This is a genomic window from Mesorhizobium sp. WSM4871 (assembly GCF_055811295.1).
Genome location: NZ_JBVVPU010000016.1, coordinates 92,201 through 110,774 on the forward strand (window position 1 = coordinate 92,201; position 18,574 = coordinate 110,774).

General features: G+C 64.8%; 19 protein-coding genes. 3 read left to right on the top strand and 16 right to left on the bottom strand.

Going from position 1 to position 18,574, the window contains the following annotated elements; all coding sequences use genetic code 11:
- The first annotated feature begins 15 nt into the window (after window positions 1-15).
- The gene (locus AC0L2H_RS27975; RefSeq protein ID WP_473593253.1) at window positions 16-552 is read left to right on the top strand and encodes a TetR/AcrR family transcriptional regulator; all 537 of its coding nucleotides are present in this window, start codon (window positions 16-18) and stop codon (window positions 550-552) included.
- A gap of 22 nt (window positions 553-574) precedes the next feature.
- Here the strand turns inward: AC0L2H_RS27975 and AC0L2H_RS27980 are convergent, their stop codons facing one another.
- Window positions 575-1,432, bottom strand: a complete 858-nt coding sequence (locus tag AC0L2H_RS27980; protein WP_473593254.1) for a hypothetical protein — start codon at window positions 1,430-1,432, stop codon at window positions 575-577.
- A 447-nt stretch (window positions 1,433-1,879) separates the two neighbouring features.
- On the opposite strand from AC0L2H_RS27980, the gene AC0L2H_RS27985 reads away from it, so the two are divergent.
- Window positions 1,880-2,935: an ABC transporter ATP-binding protein gene (locus AC0L2H_RS27985; RefSeq protein ID WP_473593255.1), complete on the top strand. Its 1,056-nt coding sequence runs from the start codon at window positions 1,880-1,882 to the stop codon at window positions 2,933-2,935.
- 4 nt (window positions 2,936-2,939) lie between these two features.
- On the opposite strand, the gene AC0L2H_RS27990 is transcribed toward AC0L2H_RS27985, so the two are convergent.
- The gene (locus AC0L2H_RS27990; protein WP_473593256.1) at window positions 2,940-4,619 is read right to left on the bottom strand and encodes an ABC transporter permease; all 1,680 of its coding nucleotides are present in this window, start codon (window positions 4,617-4,619) and stop codon (window positions 2,940-2,942) included.
- 75 nt (window positions 4,620-4,694) lie between these two features.
- Window positions 4,695-5,669 (bottom strand): ABC transporter substrate-binding protein, encoded by a 975-nt coding sequence (locus AC0L2H_RS27995; protein WP_473593257.1) that lies wholly within the window; start codon window positions 5,667-5,669, stop codon window positions 4,695-4,697.
- A 236-nt stretch (window positions 5,670-5,905) separates the two neighbouring features.
- On the opposite strand from AC0L2H_RS27995, the gene AC0L2H_RS28000 reads away from it, so the two are divergent.
- Complete coding sequence (locus AC0L2H_RS28000; protein ID WP_473593258.1) at window positions 5,906-6,196, top strand: hypothetical protein; 291 nt, start codon at window positions 5,906-5,908, stop codon at window positions 6,194-6,196.
- 7 nt (window positions 6,197-6,203) lie between these two features.
- Here AC0L2H_RS28000 and AC0L2H_RS28005 read toward each other — a convergent pair whose 3' ends face one another.
- From AC0L2H_RS28005 to AC0L2H_RS28065, 13 genes are all read right to left on the bottom strand, one after another.
- On the bottom strand, window positions 6,204-7,289 hold the full coding sequence (locus tag AC0L2H_RS28005; RefSeq protein ID WP_473593259.1) for a Gfo/Idh/MocA family protein: 1,086 nt from the start codon (window positions 7,287-7,289) through the stop codon (window positions 6,204-6,206).
- 57 nt (window positions 7,290-7,346) lie between these two features.
- The gene (locus tag AC0L2H_RS28010) at window positions 7,347-8,111 is read right to left on the bottom strand and encodes an ATP-binding cassette domain-containing protein (RefSeq protein ID WP_473593260.1); all 765 of its coding nucleotides are present in this window, start codon (window positions 8,109-8,111) and stop codon (window positions 7,347-7,349) included.
- Window positions 8,108-9,109 carry an ABC transporter permease gene (locus tag AC0L2H_RS28015; RefSeq protein ID WP_107650650.1) on the bottom strand — a complete coding sequence of 334 codons (1,002 nt, stop codon included), beginning with the start codon at window positions 9,107-9,109 and terminating at the stop codon, window positions 8,108-8,110. The genes AC0L2H_RS28010 and AC0L2H_RS28015 overlap by 4 nt, the downstream gene beginning before the upstream one ends.
- The gene (locus AC0L2H_RS28020) at window positions 9,106-10,095 is read right to left on the bottom strand and encodes a sugar ABC transporter substrate-binding protein (protein ID WP_107650651.1); all 990 of its coding nucleotides are present in this window, start codon (window positions 10,093-10,095) and stop codon (window positions 9,106-9,108) included. The genes AC0L2H_RS28015 and AC0L2H_RS28020 overlap by 4 nt, the downstream gene beginning before the upstream one ends.
- A gap of 325 nt (window positions 10,096-10,420) precedes the next feature.
- The gene (locus AC0L2H_RS28025; RefSeq protein WP_473593261.1) at window positions 10,421-11,512 is read right to left on the bottom strand and encodes an ABC transporter ATP-binding protein; all 1,092 of its coding nucleotides are present in this window, start codon (window positions 11,510-11,512) and stop codon (window positions 10,421-10,423) included.
- The gene (locus tag AC0L2H_RS28030) at window positions 11,505-12,536 is read right to left on the bottom strand and encodes an ROK family protein (protein ID WP_473593262.1); all 1,032 of its coding nucleotides are present in this window, start codon (window positions 12,534-12,536) and stop codon (window positions 11,505-11,507) included. Before AC0L2H_RS28030 ends, AC0L2H_RS28025 begins: the two co-directional genes overlap by 8 nt.
- On the bottom strand, window positions 12,536-13,258 hold the full coding sequence (locus AC0L2H_RS28035; RefSeq protein WP_473593263.1) for a ribulose-phosphate 3-epimerase: 723 nt from the start codon (window positions 13,256-13,258) through the stop codon (window positions 12,536-12,538). The genes AC0L2H_RS28030 and AC0L2H_RS28035 overlap by 1 nt, the downstream gene beginning before the upstream one ends.
- Window positions 13,255-14,088, bottom strand: a complete 834-nt coding sequence (locus tag AC0L2H_RS28040) for an alpha/beta fold hydrolase (RefSeq protein WP_473593264.1) — start codon at window positions 14,086-14,088, stop codon at window positions 13,255-13,257. The genes AC0L2H_RS28035 and AC0L2H_RS28040 overlap by 4 nt, the downstream gene beginning before the upstream one ends.
- A complete protein-coding gene (locus AC0L2H_RS28045; protein WP_473593265.1) occupies window positions 14,088-14,906 on the bottom strand; it encodes a sugar phosphate isomerase/epimerase family protein in 819 nt (272 codons plus the stop codon). The genes AC0L2H_RS28040 and AC0L2H_RS28045 overlap by 1 nt, the downstream gene beginning before the upstream one ends.
- Complete coding sequence (locus AC0L2H_RS28050; protein WP_473593266.1) at window positions 14,906-15,982, bottom strand: Gfo/Idh/MocA family protein; 1,077 nt, start codon at window positions 15,980-15,982, stop codon at window positions 14,906-14,908. The genes AC0L2H_RS28045 and AC0L2H_RS28050 overlap by 1 nt, the downstream gene beginning before the upstream one ends.
- A gap of 3 nt (window positions 15,983-15,985) precedes the next feature.
- Window positions 15,986-16,807, bottom strand: a complete 822-nt coding sequence (locus AC0L2H_RS28055) for a sugar phosphate isomerase/epimerase family protein (protein ID WP_473593267.1) — start codon at window positions 16,805-16,807, stop codon at window positions 15,986-15,988.
- A 4-nt stretch (window positions 16,808-16,811) separates the two neighbouring features.
- Entirely contained in the window at window positions 16,812-17,648 is an 837-nt protein-coding gene (locus AC0L2H_RS28060) for a carbohydrate ABC transporter permease (RefSeq protein WP_473593268.1), read from the bottom strand.
- The gene (locus tag AC0L2H_RS28065) at window positions 17,645-18,574 is read right to left on the bottom strand and encodes a carbohydrate ABC transporter permease (protein WP_473593269.1); all 930 of its coding nucleotides are present in this window, start codon (window positions 18,572-18,574) and stop codon (window positions 17,645-17,647) included. Before AC0L2H_RS28065 ends, AC0L2H_RS28060 begins: the two co-directional genes overlap by 4 nt.

Genomic DNA, 18,574 nt, shown 5'->3' on the forward strand with positions numbered 1-18,574 from the left:
ATGTAGGGAGGCGTAATGAAAGTTCGCAGGGCAAATTCGCGCGAGAAGATTCTCGCAGCGGCCGCCGATGTTGCCCGGGAATCCGGGCCCGGAAGCCTGTCGCTGGATGCAGTCGCCAGCCGTGCGGGCGTCTCGAAGGGCGGCTTGCTGTACAATTTTCCGACCAAGGCAAAGCTGATGCAGGCGCTGGTGGAGGATTACCTGCGCGAGTTCGAGCGGGCGCTGGAGGCCGCACGTACGGCCGGAGCCAGCGGCGAAAGCCTGCTTGCCATCTATATCAAGCTTTCGGCCAGTGATTGCGAGGAACCGCAACCGTCGGCCTCGTGGATCTTTTCGGCGATCGCCGAGGATCCCGATTTCCTGACGCCGATAAAATCGTTCAAACGGCAGCTCTTCGAGCGGCTGAAGGGCGAAACGCCTGATCTTGGGGCGTTGCTGGTCTGCTTTCTCGCCATCGAGGGGCTTCGCAGCATGAACCTCTTCGATTCGGATATCCTTTCGACCCACGAACGCGGGCTGCTGATATCGTCCTTGCTGCGGATTGCGGGATAGTCGCCGCAGATGCCTGGAAGGCTCAAGTGGCCGGAAAGCACGCCGAGAAGGCCGCATTGACGATGGCAAGCTTGGCGGCCTGGACAGCCATGTATTCCTGATGGAACTGCTTCGAAACCCACATGAGCGAATGCCCGCGCCGGCCGAGCCAGCCGACGCTGCCGATATCTTCGGCGTCGCGCAATTTGCGTGAAAGATGGGTCCGGGAAAGCTTGAGCCAGTTGGCGAAGTCCGCGATCGACACCACGCTGGTCGGGATCCGGTCGAGACCCGCGTGGTCGGGATCGATGCCGGACATCAGCCGGTCCATGACGATGCCGCCATTGTTGAGCCAGATGAACAGGGAAAAGGTTTGTTTGGGCTCGCGCACCGGCTGAGAAGAAAGCAGGCCGTCCGCCACCAGCGGCTGCAATCTGGCAAGCATGTCGGGTCGCGCGAGGTACGTGGTCAACCGGCTTCCGCCGTCGAGGCTGTCCAGCGTTTGCAGATGAGCAGTGACCCAGCCGGTAAATGTCTTCACAGTGGCCGCCGTGACCCGAAAGGGGCGGGCACGCCCATCCTCATGCGTCGGCAGATACTCGACGACGTGATAATGCAGCATCTCCTTGATGAAAGCCTCGGCGGTGTTGCGGCTGGCCACCGAATGCTGGCGAATGGCTTCGATGAAACGGGCCGTCGTCAATTCCGTGCGATGGTCGCGCGGGTCTCGCCTGAAATGCAAGGCAAGACCGACATGGCCCATCAGCCAGCGCTGCTGCGTGGCGAATATGGAAGCAAGCCGCGGGCTCGCTTCATAAATCTGGATAAGCGCCAGCGACTGCGCCTGGACACAGCGATGCAACGCCGGATAGCCAGCAATATCTTCAGCGTTCAGTGCCATCGTCCCCGTATTTCGTCCCCAGACTTCCGGCGTGGTGGATCTGAAGTTCCCGTTATTCCATTGGTGTTAACGGTTAGAAGCTTTGACATCAAAACACCACTGGATTTCAATGGCTTGCCCGTATGACAATGAACCCGGAACCTGCCTCGGGGCCTATCCAACAAACCCAGGCCGCGAAGACGCAAATCACGATTTCGAATGTTCACAGCCTGTAGCCGCGCGAACTCGATCGGACACCGTCAACGATGCCATGCACGATCCCACCGTCAGCCAAGCAGATCACCGGAACGACCTTGCCGATGGATGGCGGTTGGACGGCGCTGCATTAAGGGCGCCCTTGCCGCAGCCGTCATTGTCATGGCCGGATTTCCAACGTATTGCCCACCTTGAAGCGCGTCGCGTTGATGAGATTCACGCAGGGCGCAGTGATACGCCAACGGGTGAAGCATGAGCGAAATCAGGGTGGAGCGTCTCAGCAAGCGGTTCAACGAAACCGCCGCGCTTGACGCCGTTTCGCTTGGCTTCGCGGCGGGCTCCTTCACGGCGCTGCTCGGCCCGTCCGGGTGCGGCAAGACCACGATGCTGAGGCTGATCGCCGGCTTCGAGGCGCCCAGCGAGGGCAGCGTCTTCTTCGGTGGGGAATTGATGGCCGATCCGCGACGGCAGGTGCCGCCGGAAGCGCGCGGCGTCGGGGTCGTCTTCCAGTCCTATGCGCTTTGGCCACATATGGATGTCGCGGCGAACGTCGCCTATCCGCTGAAGGCCCGGCATGTCGAGCGCGGCGCAATCGCCGGCCGTGTCGGTGCTGTTCTCGATATCGTCGGGCTCAGCGGATTTGAAGGCCGCCGCATCGAGGAACTGTCCGGCGGCCAGCGTCAGCGCGTGGCGCTGGCGCGCTGCCTGGTGGCTGACGCCAGGATCATCCTGTTCGACGAACCGCTCGCCAATCTCGACATGCATTTGCGCGCGTCGATGGTCGATGTGTTTCGCGATATCCATCGCCGCACCGGCGCCACCATCGTCTACGTCACCCACGACCAGGCCGAGGCCCTGGCATTGGCCGACCGTGTCGCCATCATGAGCCGGGGCAAGGTGTTGCAGGCGGCGCCGCCGCAGGAGGTCTACCGCGCGCCGGCCAATGCGACGATCGCCGGCTTTGTCGGGCGCGGGTCGATCGTTGCAGGGATGGTGGTCGATTCCGCCGGGAAGACCGCAACGGTGGACATAGCAGGGTATCGCCTCATGGCGCGAAGTGCCGGGACATCCGCAGGGCCGGCCAAGATCCTGCTGCGGCCGGAAGCGCTGCGGATTTCACCCGAAGGCATTCCGGCGATAGTGCTCGACAGCATCTATCGCGGCCCGGTCCATGAGGTGAGGCTGGCCTTATCGGTACCGGAACAGGGATCACGGCAGGAACTGCTGATCGACAGCACAGAGACTTTGGCAGTCGGCCAGAAGGTGCACATCGCAGCCTCGGACGCGTGGGTGGTCCCCGACGTCTGAACGACTATCGCCAAGGCAACACACCTGGTGGAAGCCGCCGTCCGAACCGGTCGAGCACAAGCAGCAGGACGACGACAACGGCGATCGTGGAAACGGCGATCGCCGCCGCCTGCGTTCCGAGGCCGGCTTCCTCGAGGCTGAACAGCACCACGCCCAGCGTCTCGTTGCCGCTCGACCAGAGCAAGGCCGAGACCGTCAGCTCGTTGAAGGCGCTCATGAAGACGAGCAGGCCGCCCGCCACGGCCGCTGGCGCCGCGAGCGGCGCGGTTATCGTCATGAGCCGGCGAAGGGCGCCGGCTCCCGATATCGCTGCCGCCTCGTCGAGATCGCGCGAAATCTGTGCGACCGCGGTCGCCACCGGTTTCAAGGCGAGCGTGAAGAACCGCATCATATAGGCGATCACGATGATCGACGCCGTTGCATAGAGGCTGCCGATCAGCGGCAGCGGGCGCAGGAACAGGAGTATGCAGGCAATGGCGAGGACGACGCCCGGAACCGCATAGGGCAGGTCGACGATGCCGCCGAGGAGACGCCGCCAGCGCCGGCCGAGCCGTTCCAGTACGGCTGTGACTGGAATGACGCCGACGGCGAGGATAAGCGCTGCACCGCCGGCAAAAAGAATGGAATTGCGGAAGGCGCGCACCGTCGAGGCCTGCTGGACCAGAACCTCGGCATAATTGGACGCGGTCATCGTCCGCCAGCCAAGCGGCACGCCAAAGGACGGGACCAGCGACGTCGCCAGCAGCGCGCAGGCCGGAAGCACAAGGATGAAGCCGATCACCAACCAGCCGAGGCCGGCCAGCGGCAAGCGGTAGCGCCCGAGCTCGAAACGCGCCGGCGTGCCTGATGTGAAGCGGTGAGCGGCGCCGCGCAGGGCCAGCGACTGGCAAGCGACACCGGCGAGCGCCAGCACGCCGACCAGCACCGACAGCGCCGTGATCTGTGGCAGCACGCCGGGACCGAAGCTCGACAGGTCTTGATAGATCAGCGTCGGCAGCGTCAGATAGTTGACCGGCATTCCAAGCAGGGCCGGGATGCCGAAATTGCCGACGCCCGAGACGAAGGCGAGCGCGGTCGCAGCCACGATATACGGACGCACGACCGGCAGGACGATGGTCCACAGTACGGGGAGCGGCCCGGCGCCGGAGGCCCTGGCCGCTTCGACGAGATCGCGCGGGATGCGGGAAAGCCCGGCCCGCAGCGTGATGAAGACGATCGGCGCGTGCTGGACGGCGTAAAGCAGGATGATGCCGTTGCGGCCGAGCATCGGATTGGGTGTGCCTGGCGGCGGCGCCATGCCGGCCATGCCGAGAAGCGTGCTGGACGGGCCGAACAGATGCAGCCACGACAGGGCCGTGACCTGCGGCGCGATCATCAGCGGCAACAGCAGCAGGAAGCCGAGCGGCTTTCGTCCGGGCAGGTCCGTCATAGTGACGGCGATGGCGAAGGGGCCACCGAGGCAGAGCGCCAGCAGGGCGCCAAAAAAGGACGTATCCAACGTGTGCCACATCGCCCGCAAGGCGGCGGGCTTGGCAAGACGCTCTGCGAATGCGCCGAAGTCGAGCTCGCCGCCCGGCGCGACAGCCGCGATGACGAGCCGCACCATCGGCAGCAGGCTGAGCAGGGCGATCACCAGCAGGACGGCGAGCGCCGATGCGCGAAACCCGGGTGTGGCCCGCCACATGTGCCCGCGTCGCGCCGACACACGCTGCCCGGGGAGGATGTCCTGAGCGGACGACACCGCTGACTGGCCGGCTGGCTACTGGCTCATCACGGCGCCGAACTTTTCCTTGTTGGCGGCGTCGTTGGCGAGGGCGGCGGCCGCGTCATAACCCAGCACCTTGATCGATGAGCGGTCGGGATAGCCGGCCGGCAAGGCGACGTCGGCGCGCGCCGGAATGTAGCCCATCCTGGCGGCGACTTCCTGGCCGTCCCTGGACAGCAGGAAATCGACGAAGGCCTTGGCGGCCTCGGTGTCCTTGGCCGTGGACAGGATGGCGACCGGCTCGGTGACGGCGGAGACGCCCTCCTTGGGGAAAACGAATTCGACGGGAGCGCCCTTGGCCTTCTCGCGAATGGGCATGTAGTCGACGATCATGCCGAACAGCTTGTCGCCGCCGCTGACGGCCTTCAGCACGTCGCCATTGCCGCCGCTCGCCTGGGCGCCGTTCCTGGCCAGAGCGTTGTAATAATCCCAGCCCTCCGGCAAATTGCCGGTCAGCGTCACGGTGTGGATCATCGCGGCTCCCGAGGTCAGCGGGCTCGGCATCGCGATGAGGCCCTTGGCCTCCGGCTTGGTAAGATCTTCCCAGCTCGACGGCACGAAGGGCGCCTTGGTGTTGTAGACGATGCCGGTGGTAATCAGCTTGGTCGAGAAATAGGTCTTGTCCTTGTCATAGAGAGCCGCGTCGATGCCGGAGACATCGGCCTCGGGAAAGCTGAGCAACCGGCCTTCCTTCTTCAGCCCTTCCATGGTCACGACATCGGCAATCAACAGCACGTCGGCCTGTGGCTGGCCGGCCTCGATCTCGGCACGCAGCTTGGCCAGGATCTTCGGCGTTCCGTCGCGCACCCATTCGACCTTGATGCCGGGGTTCTTCGCCATGAAGGCATCGACGGTCTGCTGGGCGTCGGTGTTAGGCTGGCTGGTGTAGAGGACGAGCTTGCCGTCGGCAGCTGAAGCGCCTCCGATGGCGGAGGCCAGCAGCATGGCGGCGAGAACGATCTTGCGCATGGAAAAACCCCACTTGGTGCAAAGAGACTGAGTTAGTGCAAAGCGACAGGCCCGGCTGGACACCGGACGCGGGAACGTTCTCCCTATCGCCGCAGGATAAACCTATTGTGACAAGCGGAGTCGACGATAATTCCCGGATTCCCCGACGGCTCCAATGAGCCGCCCCGCGGAACTTTTGTTCTGCTAACGATTTTGGATGTATGGTGTAAAGCCGAACGGCCAGAAGGACATTGCCGATGACGACCAAACGCTATGCGATCCGCGTGCTCGCTCTCGCGATAGGCTGCAGCCTATCCGCCCCGGCCTTCGCGAGCGACAAGCACCGCGACCACCGGCACCGCGACCACCGGGTTCAATCCGAACGCTACGTTCCCGCCGAAGGCGACATCATCGACATCCTGTTCGGCGGCCCGCGCTACTATGACCGGCAGTTGTTCACCACGGCCGCCGGTGCCTGCTCCTATCATCGCACAGGACCGGATGCGAACGCGCTGAACAAGATCAACGATCATCATTGCGGGAAGTAGGGTAGCCTCAGCTGCCGCTTGTTTTCTTCATCCGCTCGATGATCTCCGCCATCAGCGCCAGGTCGCGGCGTGAATCGGCAAGGTCCGTCAGCGGCTTGGTGCCGTCGGTGATGTGCCGGTGGAAAATCTCAAGTTCTTTCGAGAAGGCGTCGCCATACAGCGGCCCGAAGGTCCTGGTCACTGGGCCGAGCGGTCCGGCTTCCGTCACTTCGAGCCGCGTCGGCAGGCTGCGGATGTAGGGCGTGTCGTAGATGATGCGGATCCGTTTGGTGTTCGAGCGCACTTCGATCATGGCGTCGAACAGGCCGATATCGTCGACGACCGCGTCATACTGGCAGGCGAAATGACCGTAGTCGAAGGTAACCGAGGTGTTGGCGCCGCCATTGGTGCGGTGCGCGGCAAGCACGCGAACCGGTTCGCCGATGAGCCCGCGCATCGCCGAAATATGATGCGAGGAAAGCGCCGTCAGGCCACGATAGGCGCGCACGAGATCGGCCGGCGCATCGATGCCTACCACTTCGCGGATCAGCGCGTCACGCTCCCTGGCGCCGCTCTCCAGCAGCGCCGGGTCGATGTCGGTAGGGTAAAGGATGTTCTGGCTCTTCTTCAGGAAATGCCGGCCCTCGGAGATCAGGTCGAAGATGCGGACATGGGTGATGTCGGCAGCATCCGGCAGTTCGTCCCTGGCCGCCAGATAGGCCGGCGCATAGCGGCGCATATAGCCGACGAAGATTGTCTTGGCGTAATTCGTCGTCAGCGCCAGCAATTCGTCAATCTCGCGCACCGTCAGGCAAGCGGGCTTCTCCAGCAGGATGTGCTTGTTGGCTGCCACGGCGGCGCGGACGAAACGGCTGTGGGTGTCATCGGACGACAGCACGAAGACCACGTCGATGTCGGGCGAATTGATCAGCGCTTCGGCCGTTTCGAAGGCCCTGGCGGTTGGATATTCGGGGGTGCAGAGCGCCACCAGGCTCGGCGAGACGTCATGGGTGCCCGCTATCACCCAGCGGTCGCGCTGGTCGGCCAAGACAGGCAGATGGATCGATTGCGCGACCTCGCCAAGACCCACAAGTCCGACACGGATTACCGCCACTCGCAAACTCCTTTTTGTACCAATCAATTCGTGACAGGCTGGCCGGATCGGCAGCTTCTAGGCCGCGCCGGTGACAAGCGCGACCAGTTCGTTGCCAGTGGTTTCCGACGAACGCACGGTCGCCACCATCCGTCCCGCGCGCATGACCCAGATCTGGTCGGACAGGCGCCGCACCTGATCGAAATTGTGGCTGACCAGGATGACGCTCACCGCCTGCTCGCGCAAGCGTCGTATCAGCGCCTCGACATTGCCGGTTTCCTGTACACCGAGCGCCGCCGTCGGCTCGTCCATCACCACCAGCTTGGCGCCGGAGCCAGCGGCGCGGCAGATCGAGATCGCCTGCCGCTGTCCGCCCGACAGGCGCCGTACGCGCTGGTTGACCGAAGGCATGTTGATCGACAGGCGCGACAGCATGGCGCGCGCCTGCTCTCGCATCGCCCTGCGGTCGAGCAGGGCGATCGGGCCGAACCGGCGCACGATCTCGCGGTTGAGGAACAGGTTCTGCGCCACGGTCAGTTCGTCGATCAACGCTAGGTTCTGGTGCACCGTCTCGATGCCGGCCTTGCGCGCCTCGTCGGGATTGGCGAAGGGGCGCGGCCGGCCGTCGAAGAATATCTCGCCGCCATCCGGCACATGCACGCCAACCAGGCAGCGGATCAGCGTCGACTTGCCGGCGCCGTTGTCGCCAATGACCGCGGTGACCTCGCCGCGGCGCGCCTGGAAGGCGACGTCGGTGAAGGCGCGGATGCCGCCGAAATGTTTGCTCAGTCCTTCGCAGGCGAGGATCGCCTCGGACGAGGGGATGTGATGGACGACGCTCATTTCTGATACCGCATGATCAGGGCGGCCAACACCACGATGGCGCCTACGGCGAGCGGTTGGTAGAAGGCCGAAACGCTGAGCAGGGTCAGTCCATTGACCAGCGCGGTGAGCATCAGCGCGCCGATCGCCGGCCCGAGAATGCTGGCGCGGCCGCCGAACAGGCTGACGCCGCCGAGCACCACCGCCGCCACGGAATTGAGGAGAAGGCTGGTGTTGATCAGCGGCTCGGCCGAGCCGATGCGCGCCACCAGAAGCAGCGAGGCGATACCGGCGCAGAAGCCCGAAATCGTATAGGCGGCGATCTTGACCCGGTTGGTGCGGATGCCGAGCGCGCCGGCGCTTTCGACCTGGCCGCCGGTGGCCAGCAGATGCACGCCGAAGCGGGTGTGGTAGAGCGCGATATGGGCGACGATGACGGCCGCAATCGCCACCCACACGGGATAGCCGAACGGCCCGAAGGAGCCGGAAGCGAGCTTGAGCAGGAAGGTGGAACCGACCATCGTCGGCTCGCCGCCCGACAGGATCAGGCCGAGCCCGGTGATGCCCGAAAGCGTGCCGAGCGTCACCACGAAGTCGGGAATTTTCCCGGCGGTGATGAGGACGCCATTGAGGAAGCCCACCGCGCTGGTGGCGATAACAGCCAAGACGCAGGCGAGGAAGATGCCATAGCCGGCGGCGTTGACGAGGCCGAGGATGATGGCGCCTAGCATGACCGCGGCAGCCAGCGAGAGGTCGATGCCGGCGGTCGCCACGACGAAGGTCTGGCCGATCGACAGTACGACCAGGATCGCCGCCGCGAGCAGCAGGGCCTGCAGATTGGCGATGCTGAGAAAGACCGGTTGGGCGATGCCGAAAACGATGACGAGGCCGACCAGGCCGACGACGGAGGCCCAGTCGGCCCAGAAGGAAGGATCCAGGAGGAGAGCCGACAGGGAGGGACGGCTCTCCTCCGCCGCGCCCGCGGTCTGCACGGGCGCGTTTTGTTCAGGAGTGCTCACTTCAACATCTCGCGGAAGGGATCGGGATAGTCGCCGCCGGGGGCCGGAAAGTTCTTCAGCGAGGCTTCGGCATTGTCCTTGTTGATCAAGAGCACCGGCGCCGGCACGTTGGCGGGCAACTCCTTGCCCATGGCCGCTACCTTGCAGGCTTCGACGCCCATGGCGCCGACGACATAGGGATATTGGGCGACGGTGGCGGTGAGTTCGCCGGCGGCGATCGACTTCAGCGCGTCGACGATGCCGTCGAGGCCGATCACCTTGACGTCCTTGCCCGAGGTCTGCACGGCACGCTGGATGCCGAGCGCCATGATGTCGTTGGCGGCGAAGAAACCGGCGAGATCGGGGTGCGCGGCGAGGATGTCGGTCGCCGCCGTCAGTGCCTTCTCACGGTCCCAGTCGGCGCTCACCATCACCACCACCTCGAGCTTGCCTTCGACGGCCTGCTTGAAGCCCTTGATGCGGGCATTGGAGCCGACGTCGCCGACGATGCCAGCGACCAGCGCCACCTTGGAGCCGGCAGGCACCAGCTTCAGCATCTCCTCGCCAGCCAGCGCGCCGGCGGCGACGTTGTCGGTGCCGATATAGGTCGAGATGGCAAAACCCGCGGCCTTGGCCTGTTCGGCGTCGATGGTGCTGTCGATGTTGACGATCGGCTTCTTCTTCTGGGCGACGGGAACGAGCGCCTGCACCAGGTTGGACACGCTGATCGGGTTGACCAGGTAGCAGTCGAAATCCTGCATCGCCATGGCGGTCAGCCGGTCGGCCTGGCCGGTGGCGTCACCCATGTTGGCGGCAGCCTGGACGGTGACGTTGACGCCGTCGGCCTTGGCCTGGTCCTCGATGCCCTTCTGCATGGTCTGGAAGAACGGATTGTCGAGGCCCTTGACGATGGCCGCGACCTTCGCCGCGTCTTCGGCATGGGCCGGCATTGAAAGTGCGGTTGCAAACAGACCTGCGCCAAGCGTCAGGCAATTGAACATGCGCATGCTTCGTCCTCCTCCTAATTGTTGGTTGCGTTGTATCTGGCTCGTTTCTCGACGACCGGAATGCCTGTGCGGAGCGCGGCGACGGCCGGCCCGGCGCTTGCGGCAGCAGGCTGCCGACCAAAGGTCGATCGCCATACGGCTTGCAGATTCAGGGCCTGGGTCAGGCCACGTTTCGTATCAGGCATTTCTCCTCCCAGAGTGCCGACCGATGCAGGCCAGCATTTCCGCATGTTTTAGAAAAATTTAACACGCGTCAAGATTTAAAATGGTGTGCAGTGGCTTTTGATGTGCTGCGGTGCAGCACATCGATGTCAGCGGCGGCGGCTCACGCGGAAGGCAAAGGCGCCAGCGCCGGCCCATCCACGCGAAACAAATGGCAAACCGACGGAGCGATGTCGAGCGCGATCGGGCTGTGCAACGGCGTGGTGTCGCCGCCTTCGGCCTGCACCACCAGCGTGATGTCGGGCGTGACCTCGACATGCAGGATGGTCAGGCCGCCCAGCCGCTCGGCCAGCACAGTTTGTCCCTTGAAGCGGCCCTCGGCTGAGATTCGCAGATGCTCCGGCCGCATGCCGAGCAGCAGCTCGTCGCCGGTCTTGACCGTGCCCGCTTGGACCGGCACGGTCAGTGGCTGGCCGCCCGGCAAAGTGACAGTGACGCCTCCGGATCCGGTCGAAGCCACTTTCAGCTTCAAGAGGTTCATCTTCGGCGAACCGATGAAGCCGGCAACGAAGATGTTTGCCGGCTTGTTATAGAGTTCGAGCGGCGAGCCGACCTGCTCGATCGAGCCATTGTTCAGCACCACGATCTTGTCGGCCATGGTCATGGCCTCGATCTGATCGTGGGTGACGTAGATCATCGTTGCATTGAGCTGCTCGTGCAGCCGCATCAGTTCGAGCCGCATGCTGACGCGCAAGGCAGCGTCGAGATTGGACAGCGGCTCGTCGAACAGGAATACTTTGGGATTGCGCACGATGGCGCGGCCGATGGCGACGCGCTGGCGCTGGCCGCCGGACAGCGCCTTCGGCCGCCGGTCGAGGAGATGCGAAAGCTGCAGCACATCGGCGGCCTCCTTCACCTTGCGCTCCTTCTCAGTGGCGGATACGCCGGCGATCTTCAGCGCAAAGCCCATATTCTCGGCCACACTCATATGCGGATAGAGCGCGTAGGACTGGAACACCATGGCCAGCCCACGCTCGGATGGATCGATGTCGTTGGCGCGCACACCATCGATGAGAAGGTCGCCGGCGGTGATCCTTTCCAGCCCGGCGATCATGCGCAACAGGGTGGACTTGCCGCAGCCGGACGGACCGACGAAGACCACGAATTCGCGATCCTCGACGTCGAGATCGATCCCCTTGATGATCTCGACCGATCCGTAGGATTTGCGCGCGCCGCGCAGCTTGAGTTCAGCCATGGCTTGCCTCCCTGGCACCGGCACGCTTGCTAGCGCCATTGTCTTCGTCCTGCGCGATCGCCAGCGGCGCGCCCGGTTCGCCCTCCCACAGGATCAGACTTGCCGCGCCGATCAGTCCGGCCCGGTCGCCAAGCTCCGCCGGCACGATCGGCACGTCCCGATAGGCCGGCATCGCCCGCTGCCCGACGGTGGTCCTGACCCCCGGCGCGAGGAGATCGAAGCCATTGGCGAGGCCGCCGCCCATGACGATCAGGTCCGGCGAATAGAGATGAAGCAAATTGGTGAAGCCGATGCCGAGCCACTTCGCCTCGGCGTCGACCAGTTCGAGCGCGCTGACATCGCCGGCGCGCGCGGCTTCGACGACATGCCTGGCCGAGACGTCGCCGCCGCCGGAAAGGCGCCTGAGCAGCGAGCCGTCGCCTGGCGCCGTCAGCCGCGTGGCGCGGCGTCCGAGCGCGGTGCCGGAGGCGACGGCCTCGAAGCAGCCGACGGCGCCGCAGAAACAGCGGTCGCCTTCGCCGGTGATGGTCATGTGGCCGATCTCGGCCGCCAGCCCGCGCCGGCCGTGATAGATATGGCCGTCGGCAACCACGCCGCCGCCAATGCCGGTCGATACGGTGACGAACACCAGCGAGCCGCTGCCACGGCCGGCGCCGAAGCGCCATTCGCCGAGTGCCGCCGCGTTGGCGTCGTTCTCCAGCCGCACCGGCAGGCCAAATTGCCGGTTGAGAATGTCGATCAACGGAACATCGTGCCAGCCGGCCAGCGTTGGCGGCCCGATGACGATCCCGGCTTTGGGATCGAGCGGTCCCGGCGCGCACATGCCGATGCCGGCGACCTTTGCCTGCGGGTGCTCCGCCAGCAGGGTTCCGGCCAAGGCAATGATCTGGCCGATCACCGCTTCCGATCCCGCGCCCGCCATCGTCGGCGCCGAAACGCGCGCGGCAACGGCGCCGTCGCGCTCGACCAGCGCGCCACGCAGTTCCGTGCCACCGAGATCGAAGGCAAGGGCGAGTTTTGTCATCAGGCGGCGACCTTCAGCCCGTGCAGCCAGGCCATGCGCTGCGCAAGATCGGGGTCGCCGAAAGCCAGCGAGCCCAGCACCACCGTCTCGGCGCCGGCGGCGCGCAGGCGCGGCACCGTCTCGTGGCGGATGCCGCCATCGGCAGCGAGAATGATATCGGCTTCGCGGCCCGCCTTTTTCATCAGCGCGCGCGCCTCGATCAGGCGGTCGCACGCCTGCTCGGACAGGCTCTGGCCCTTGACGCCGATCGAGGTGCCTAGCAGCGTCACGAACGCCACCTGCGACAGGAAAGGGGTGACCGCCGCGACGGGCGTTTCCAGCCTGAGCACGACGCCAGCCTCGGCGCCCAGCGCATGCGCCAGCCGGACGGCACGCAGGCCGGCCTCGCCGTTTTCGGCGTGCACGCTGATCAGGTCGGCGCCGGCCTCAATAAATTGGCGCGTCTGCTCCTCGACGATCTCGGCTTCGACCATCAGATGCACATGGATCGGCCTTGTCGTCAGCCTGGCGATCCGCGCCACCAGATCGGGAAAGAACAGGAAGCCGGGGGTGAAGCGGGCATCGGCGACGTCGATATGATGCAGGTCGACGTAAGCGTCGATGCGTTTCAGGTCGCGCTCCATATTGGCAAGGTCCGCCGACCACAGGGAAAACTCGCCAAGCAGCCGGTTGCGCGGCAGGGCGGCGATGGTGGCGGGACCGGACAGGGATTTGGTCGTCATGAGGGAATAAGGCTCCGGAAATTGGCGTGGGCGTGAAGGAAATCGTTGATCTCGGCCTGCAGCGCGGCGAAATGCCTGGCGCTGTCGAGCGCCTTGGCAGGGATTTCGGCAAAGGTTGCGCCGGGAATAGTGGCAGCCAATTTGTGGGCGACCGACAAGGGATGCACCGCATCCACGGCGTTGCCGACCACCAGCGTGGGAACGCCAAGGCCGGCGGCGTCACTTTCGGGAATGTCGGAGCCATCGGCGGCGATGTCGGCAAGAACTTGCGCGAAAGCGGCTGCATCGGGCCGGTCGAAATAGCCGAGGAGCGAACTGAGATTGTCGGGCGCCTCGTCCAGGAGCCGCGCGGCGGTCCCCGATTGCGCGAAGATCGTCCTGGCCTTATCGGGGCCGTGGCCGAGGATGAGGCTGGCGACCTCCGCGATCGGTTGCATGTTCGTCGGCGCACGAGCGAAAGTCCAGGCCGGCCGCACGAGCAGCAGGCCGGCCACGCGGTCCGGGTGGCGGCAGGCGAGGCGCAAGGCGATCGCAGCGCCCATCGAAATGCCGCCGGCGATGAAACGGTCAAGTCCGGCCTGATCGGCGGCAGCCAGCACATCGTCGGCGAACATGCCCAGGGAAAACGGGCGGCGACCGCCGAGCCCTGAGGCACCGTGTCCACGGCATTCCAGTGTAAGGCGCCGAATGCCGGCGTCGACAGGAAAAGCCTGGGCAACCTGCGCCTCGCTGCCGCCCAATCCGTGCTGGAACACGACCGCCAGCCCGTCGCCGGTGTCGGAAACCCGCAGCTTGGCGTCATCACGGAGCAAGGTGGTCGGGCGTGCCATCACACCAGCCCCTTCAGGAAGCGGGCAACCCCGGGCGCCTCTTCGGCCGAAAGTCCGTGCGTCACCAGCGGCCCGTCAAAGCCTGACGCTTTCAGCCGGGCGACGAAATCAGGAAAGTCGACGACACCCTGGCCAGCGGTGGCAAAGCGGCCGTCGGCGGAGCGGTCCTTGGCGTGCGCCATGGCGACATGGCCGGCCGTGCGCTCGACAGCGTCGGCTATGATGGCGCGAGCGTCCGCAGCACTCGCTTGTTCGAACAGGTTCGCCGGATCGAGCACGATGCGCAGCCGCTTCGAGCCCATTTCGGCGATGAGGCGCATCGCGTCCCCGGCCGAGGTGACGATATTGGCTTGTTCCGGTTCGATGCCGAGGTCGACGCCGTGACGTTCAGCCAACTCAAGCGCCTTTCCCATCTCGGCCGCCATATCGGTCCAAGCCGAGGGATCGGCATTGTCGGGGTGGTGCGCCCATTGGTCGTCGCGGTTGCGGGTTCCCGTGCACAGCGTGACCAGCGGAACGGAAAGATCCGCTGCGGCTTCGATGATGACGGCAAGCCGGCGCAGTCCGTCGTCGCGCACCGTTTTGTCGGGGTGCGCCATGTTGTAGGTGCCAGAGAGCGCCACCAGGGTGACGCCGGTGGCATCGGATGCGGCCGCGATGGAGCGGATGGCGTCGTCGGGCACCGCATCCGGCATCGATGGCAGGCCGGCGCAGGCAAGATTGAACTGGGTGACGGCAAATCCGGCGTCGCGCACCGCCGCCAGCACGCCGGCCGGTTCGCTGCCCGGGAAGGTCTTGGCGAACACCCCGATTTGCATCAGACCGCTCCCGTCACGCTGGCGATCTCGACCCGTTCGCCGCTCTCGACCGAGCGGGCGATCGCCACCATGGCGCGGATCGAGGCAAGGCCGTCTTCGACGTTGGCGCCGCGCATCGGCTTGCCGTCCAGGACGGTCTCGGCGAGGCCTTCGATCTGGCGCCTGAAGAAATGGCCGTCAGCGCCAAGCGGCTTGCGCGAGGTCGCATCCTTCTCGTGGAAGATGTCGACCTCGCTCGCGCGAAAATACCAGGGGTTGAAGGTCTTGGCGATCACCGAGCCGTTCTCACCATAGAGCTGAAAACCCTCGTGCCAGTCCATGCGCACGGCCACGGTGAGGTCGAGATGGCCAAGCGCGCCATTGGCGAATTCGGTTTCGACGAACCAGCAATAGGCGCCGAAGCGCTCATTGAGGCGCGCGCGTACAGCGGTGATCTCGCCGCAGAGGAAGCGCGCCGTGTCGACGAGATGCGAGCCGTGCGCGAGCATGAAGTATTGCCTGAGATCAGCCTTCGGGTTGCCGGCCGGCTTCCTCGCCAGCTTGCTGGTGACCGGCAGCGGCTGGACCGCGTCGGTGTTGGTGTAACGGTGCGTGGAATCGCAATACCAGGCCTTCAGCGCCAGGATCTCGCCCATCTCGTCGCGGACGAAATCGCGCGCCGCCTCCAGCGCCGGATCGAAGCGCTTCATGTGGCCGACCTGCAGCACCTTGCCGGAGCGCCTGACCGCATCGGCGAGTTTTTGGCCCTCCTCAACCGAGACGCCGATCGGCTTTTCGCACAGCACATGCTTGCCGGCTTCCAGCGCTCTGATCGACATCGGTACGTGATAGGCGTCCGAGGTGGCGACGATCACTGCCTCCAGTTGCGGATCGGCGAGCATCTCGTCATAGTCGGCATACATCTTCTCCGGCTCGTAGGTCGCACCCATGCGGGCGAGCAGATCGGGCGCGGCATCGCAGATCGCGTAGAGATCGGCATTGGCGGCCTTCACGCAAGATTCCAGATGGGCGAACTGCGCGATCGGCCCGCAGCCGAGCACACCGACACGAAGGCGACGGTCTTGCTTGCCGATCATGATCTACGCCCCATAGCCGCGCATGGTCTGGCGATTGGTCTTGACCGCGGCGGCCGGATCGGCGGCGGCGGTTTCGGATTCCTCTTCCAGCACCAGCCAGCCGTTGAAGTTGGGCGCGGCACCGGCGATCTCGATCACCTTTGCCGTGTCACAGACGCCCTTGCCGAGCATCGCCCAGGTGCCGCCGGCGTCGACGTCCTTGAGATGCACATAGCGGATACGGTCGCGGTAGGTGGTGAGCGTGTCGGCCATGTCCTTATGGCCGCGCAGGATGTGGCCGGTGTCGGGCACCCAGCCGACCAGCGACGGATCGAGCAGGCCGAAAATGCGGTCGTAGTCGGCACGGTCGAAGAGCAGCGTGTTGTGGTGAGAACTCGGATGCACCGCGACCTGGACGCCTGCCTTGCGGCCGAGTTCGCCGGCCTTGTTGTAGACTTCCGCCGCGATGGCGAACTTGTCGTCGCGCGGGCCGTCGGACACCACCGTGGCCGAGCCCATCGACAACAATGCGCCCGGAAAGGCGGCGGCGAAATCGATCCAGCGCTGCGCCGTTTCGAGGTCGGCGCCGATCTGATCCTTCAGCGTGAAGCCGCTCTTCGAGCCGAAGGCGAAGGCGACCAGCGTCAGCCCGGACGATTTCAGCGCGGCGGCGAATTCCGCCGGCTTGCCGGCATAGCGGCCGATCATCGTGTCGGTGATCTCGATGCCGGCATAGCCGCCGTCGGCGATCGCCTTGATGAGGTCGTCCGGACCGCCGGCAAAGCGATCCCCGAGCATTTCCCAGGTAAAGGTCTGGCAGCCGACTTTCAGGTCTTTCACGATCATCCTTTCATTCCTTGATTCCACCCTGGGTGAGGCCTTCGATGATGTGGCGCTGGAAGAACAGCACCAGCACGATCAAAGGCACAGTGACGACCGCCGACGCTGCGGCGATGTCGCCCCAAGGCACGTAATATTGGTTGGTGAAGTTGGCGATACCGACTGGGATGGTCTGGCGATCGATGTTGGAGGTGAAGGCGAGGGCGAACAGGAATTCGTTCCAGGCGGTGATGAAGGCGAGCAGGCCCGTGGTGACCAGGCTCGGCAGCGACATCGGCAGGATGATGTGCCAGAGCAGGCCGGGCACGCTGACGCCGTCCATGCGCGCCGCCTCGTCGATCTCGCGCGGCAGCGTTTCGAAATAGCCGAACAGCACCCAGGTGACGAGGGGCAGGCCGAGCGCCAGATAGGTGATGATCAACGCGGTGTAGGTATCGAGCAGGCCGAGATTGGTGGCGACCAGATAGAGCGGACCGACCAGCGCGATCTGCGGGAACATCGACACCGAAAGGATGACCATCAGTATGCCGAAGCGTCCCCTGACGTTGAGCCTGGACAGGGCAAAGGCGGCCAGCGAGCCGACGAAGAGGCACAGGAACGTCGTCGCCAGCGAGACCACCAGCGAGTTCCAGACATAGCGGTGCAGTTCCTTCTCGACGAAGGCGTTGTAATAGTGCTCGAGCGTGAAGGGGTCGGGGATCAGCGACGGCGAGCCCGAGGTCAGCGCCTTGTCGAGCTGGAACGATGTCGAGAACTGCCAGATGAAGGGGCCGCCCGACCAGACGAGGATCAGCAGCGCGCCGAGATAGATAGCGAGGGTCTGGAGGGGTGAGCGCGTGTCGTTCATTGCGCCCTCCGGATCTGCCTGATGAGATAGAGGCAGAAGGCCAGCGCGATGATGCCTTCGGTGACGAACATTGCCGTCGAAACGGCCGAGCCATAGCCGAATTGCAGCGTCGAGAAGAGCACCTTGTAGGAGAGCGTCGACAGCGTCTCGGTGGAATCGGCCGGGCCACCGCCGGTCAGCACATAGACCAGGTCGAAGACGCGGAACGCGTCGAGCGCACGGAACAGGCCGGCGATCAGCAAGGTCGGCATCAACAACGGCAGGCGGATGTACCAGAAGGTGATCCAGCCCTTGGCACCGTCCATGCGCGCCGCCTCGATCAGCGAATTGGGCACCGTCTGCAGGCCGGTCAACAGCAGCAGCGCCATGAAGGGCGTGGTCTTCCAGACGTCGGCGATGATGATGGTGGTCATCGCGGTGTCGGGAGAGCCGTACCAGTTGATGTTCTGGTCGATCAGTCCGGCGTGCAGGAGGATGTAATTGATGATGCCGTTCTGGCCGTCGAACAGCCAGCCGAACATCTTCGAGGTGACGACGGTCGGCATCGCCCAGGGAACCAGCATGGCCGCGCGGACGAGCCCGCGGCCTTTAAAAGCCTCGCACAGGATGAGCGCCATGCCGAGCCCGATCACCGTCTCCAGCGCGGTGGACGCGAAGGTGAACCACATTGTGTGCCACCAGGCATTCCAGAACTGCGCGTCGCCCCAGAGCTGCACATAGTTGGCGAAGCCGGAGAATTCGTTCTCCTGGGTGATCAGCGAGGTATTGGTGAGCGAGAGGTAGAGCCCGTTGACGATCGGATAGAAGGAAACCGACGCCAGCGACACGAAGGCCGGCGTCAGCAGGAGCAAGGCCCAGACGGCGCCCGGAAGCGCCTTGCCAAGCCGCGGCCGGCCAATGCCGGGAACAGTGGCCGCCGCGGACAT

Coding starts and splice junctions, on each gene's coding strand:
- AC0L2H_RS27975 (WP_473593253.1), top strand. CDS start 16: ATGAAAGTTCGCAGGGCAAATTCGCGCGAGAAGATTCTCGCAGCGGCC.
- AC0L2H_RS27980 (WP_473593254.1), bottom strand. CDS start 1,432: ATGGCACTGAACGCTGAAGATATTGCTGGCTATCCGGCGTTGCATCGC.
- AC0L2H_RS27985 (WP_473593255.1), top strand. CDS start 1,880: ATGAGCGAAATCAGGGTGGAGCGTCTCAGCAAGCGGTTCAACGAAACC.
- AC0L2H_RS27990 (WP_473593256.1), bottom strand. CDS start 4,619: ATGTGGCGGGCCACACCCGGGTTTCGCGCATCGGCGCTCGCCGTCCTG.
- AC0L2H_RS27995 (WP_473593257.1), bottom strand. CDS start 5,669: ATGCGCAAGATCGTTCTCGCCGCCATGCTGCTGGCCTCCGCCATCGGA.
- AC0L2H_RS28000 (WP_473593258.1), top strand. CDS start 5,906: ATGACGACCAAACGCTATGCGATCCGCGTGCTCGCTCTCGCGATAGGC.
- AC0L2H_RS28010 (WP_473593260.1), bottom strand. CDS start 8,111: ATGAGCGTCGTCCATCACATCCCCTCGTCCGAGGCGATCCTCGCCTGC.
- AC0L2H_RS28020 (WP_107650651.1), bottom strand. CDS start 10,095: ATGCGCATGTTCAATTGCCTGACGCTTGGCGCAGGTCTGTTTGCAACC.
- AC0L2H_RS28025 (WP_473593261.1), bottom strand. CDS start 11,512: ATGGCTGAACTCAAGCTGCGCGGCGCGCGCAAATCCTACGGATCGGTC.
- AC0L2H_RS28030 (WP_473593262.1), bottom strand. CDS start 12,536: ATGACAAAACTCGCCCTTGCCTTCGATCTCGGTGGCACGGAACTGCGT.
- AC0L2H_RS28035 (WP_473593263.1), bottom strand. CDS start 13,258: ATGACGACCAAATCCCTGTCCGGTCCCGCCACCATCGCCGCCCTGCCG.
- AC0L2H_RS28040 (WP_473593264.1), bottom strand. CDS start 14,088: ATGGCACGCCCGACCACCTTGCTCCGTGATGACGCCAAGCTGCGGGTT.
- AC0L2H_RS28045 (WP_473593265.1), bottom strand. CDS start 14,906: ATGCAAATCGGGGTGTTCGCCAAGACCTTCCCGGGCAGCGAACCGGCC.
- AC0L2H_RS28050 (WP_473593266.1), bottom strand. CDS start 15,982: ATGATCGGCAAGCAAGACCGTCGCCTTCGTGTCGGTGTGCTCGGCTGC.
- AC0L2H_RS28055 (WP_473593267.1), bottom strand. CDS start 16,807: ATGATCGTGAAAGACCTGAAAGTCGGCTGCCAGACCTTTACCTGGGAA.
- AC0L2H_RS28060 (WP_473593268.1), bottom strand. CDS start 17,648: ATGAACGACACGCGCTCACCCCTCCAGACCCTCGCTATCTATCTCGGC.
- AC0L2H_RS28065 (WP_473593269.1), bottom strand. CDS start 18,574: ATGTCCGCGGCGGCCACTGTTCCCGGCATTGGCCGGCCGCGGCTTGGC.